General features: G+C 50.0%; 2 rRNA genes (1 of these 2 only partly in view). Both read right to left on the bottom strand.

Annotated features, from left to right (window positions below):
• Positions 1-338: 338 nt before the first annotated feature.
• Positions 339-454: ribosomal RNA gene (gene rrf, locus VC28_RS19150) — 5S ribosomal RNA — on the bottom strand.
• Positions 455-629: 175 nt separating this feature from the next.
• Positions 630-2,500, bottom strand: a 23S ribosomal RNA gene (locus VC28_RS19145) (it continues 1,017 nt past the right edge of the window).

Here is a 2,500-nt window from a genome sequence, read left to right as displayed (position 1 = left end):
TTAAGTAAACCTAATAAGAACAACTAAAACTTGGCTCAACTTTTCGTTTCTCTTTAAAAACTCTTGCGAATTCACGAGTCACTTACGTTGATAAATTTGTGTTACCAAACCTACCCGCAAGTGCCCACACGCATTGCTTGATCTATCTTGTTAAAAAACCGGTTAGCGCTTCGGCTCAACCGTGGGACGCGCATTATACGCATCATCTACTCTACTGCAAGCTTTTTCTTTTTCGATTTACTCTCAAAGCATCTGCTTGTACACCTTATACAAATAAGAGTGTCGTACTAATAGTAAAAAATCCCTGTCAGAGGTCTGACAGGGATTTTGTATTAGAAGCTTGACGATGTCCTACTCTCACATGGGGAAGCCCCACACTACCATCGGCGCTAAGTCGTTTCACTTCTGAGTTCGGAATGGGATCAGGTGGTTCCAACTTGCTATGGTCGTCAAGCAATTTTGTATGAGTTCGAAGGTCTTATGACATCTATTATGTCGGCCTTGATTGACTCAAATAGGGTGGCGGAACGTAAAGTTTGCTGGCTGTATTTTACAGCATTTGGATGCTTGCGTATCGCACAAGTCCGGACTTTCTGAATCGTTTAACCGTTAACAGTCGATTCTGTTATATGGTCAAGCCGCACGAGCAATTAGTATTGGTTAGCTCAACGCCTCGCAGCGCTTCCACACCCAACCTATCAACGTCGTAGTCTTCAACGGCTCTTTAGGGGGCTTAAAGCCCCAGGGAGATCTCATCTTGAAGGAGGCTTCCCGCTTAGATGCTTTCAGCGGTTATCCCGTCCGCACATAGCTACCGGGCAGTGCCATTGGCATGACAACCCGAACACCAGAGGTGCGTTCATTCCGGTCCTCTCGTACTAGGAACAACTCTTCTCAAATCTCCAACGCCCACGGCAGATAGGGACCGAACTGTCTCACGACGTTCTAAACCCAGCTCGCGTACCACTTTAAATGGCGAACAGCCATACCCTTGGGACCGGCTTCAGCCCCAGGATGTGATGAGCCGACATCGAGGTGCCAAACACCGCCGTCGATGTGAACTCTTGGGCGGTATCAGCCTGTTATCCCCGGAGTACCTTTTATCCGTTGAGCGATGGCCCTTCCATACAGAACCACCGGATCACTAAGACCTACTTTCGTACCTGCTCGACATGTCTGTCTCGCAGTCAAGCGTGCTTTTGCCTTTACACTAACCTCATGATTTCCGACCATGATTAGCACACCTTCGTGCTCCTCCGTTACTCTTTGGGAGGAGACCGCCCCAGTCAAACTACCCACCATACACTGTCCGTAACCCCGATAAGGGGCCGACGTTAGAACCTCAAACATACCAGGGTGGTATTTCAAGGACGGCTCCATCGAAACTAGCGTCTCGACTTCAAAGCCTCCCACCTATCCTACACAGATAGGTTCAAAGTTCAGTGCAAAGCTATAGTAAAGGTTCACGGGGTCTTTCCGTCTAGCCGCGGGTACACGGCATCTTAACCGCGATTTCAATTTCACTGAGTCTCGGGTGGAGACAGCGCCCCCATCATTACGCCATTCGTGCAGGTCGGAACTTACCCGACAAGGAATTTCGCTACCTTAGGACCGTTATAGTTACGGCCGCCGTTTACCGGGGCTTCGATCAAGAGCTTCGCTTGCGCTAACCCCATCAATTAACCTTCCGGCACCGGGCAGGCGTCACACCCTATACGTCCACTTACGTGTTTGCAGAGTGCTGTGTTTTTAATAAACAGTTGCAGGGGCCTGGTATCTTCGACTGCCAGTAGCTTACGGAGCAAGTCCTTCACCACCAGCAGTGCACCTTCTCCCGAAGTTACGGTGCCATTTTGCCTAGTTCCTTCACCCGAGTTCTCTCAAGCGCCTTGGTATTCTCTACCTGATCACCTGTGTCGGTTTGGAGTACGGTCTCTTTTTACCTGAAGCTTAGAGGCTTTTCTTGGAAGCATGGCATCAAGCACTTCGTGTTCCGAGGAACACTCGTCATCAGTTCTCAGCCTTAGCATCCCGGATTTACCTAAGACACCAGCCTACGACCTTAAACACGGACAACCAACGCCGTGCTGCTCTAGCCTTCTCCGTCCCCCCATCGCAGTAAAAAGAGGTACAGGAATATTAACCTGTTTCCCATCGACTACGCATTTCTGCCTCGCCTTAGGGGCCGACTAACCCTGTCCCGATTAGCGTTGGACAGGAACCCTTGATCTTCCGGCGGGGGAGTTTTTCACTCCCCTTATCGTTACTCATGTCAGCATTCGCACTTCTGATACCTCCAGCATGCTTCTCAACACACCTTCGACGGCTTACAGAACGCTCCCCTACCCCACATACAAAGTATGCAGCCGCAGCTTCGGTTGCTAGTTTTAGCCCCGTTACATCTTCCGCGCAGGCCGACTCGACTAGTGAGCTATTACGCTTTCTTTAAAGGGTGGCTGCTTCTAAGCCAACCTCCTAGCTGTCTAAGCCTTCCCACATC

The sequence above is a fragment of the Cellvibrio sp. pealriver genome, from assembly GCF_001183545.1.
Taxonomy (GTDB): domain Bacteria; phylum Pseudomonadota; class Gammaproteobacteria; order Pseudomonadales; family Cellvibrionaceae; genus Cellvibrio.
This window is presented reverse-complemented; position numbering and strand designations above follow the sequence as displayed.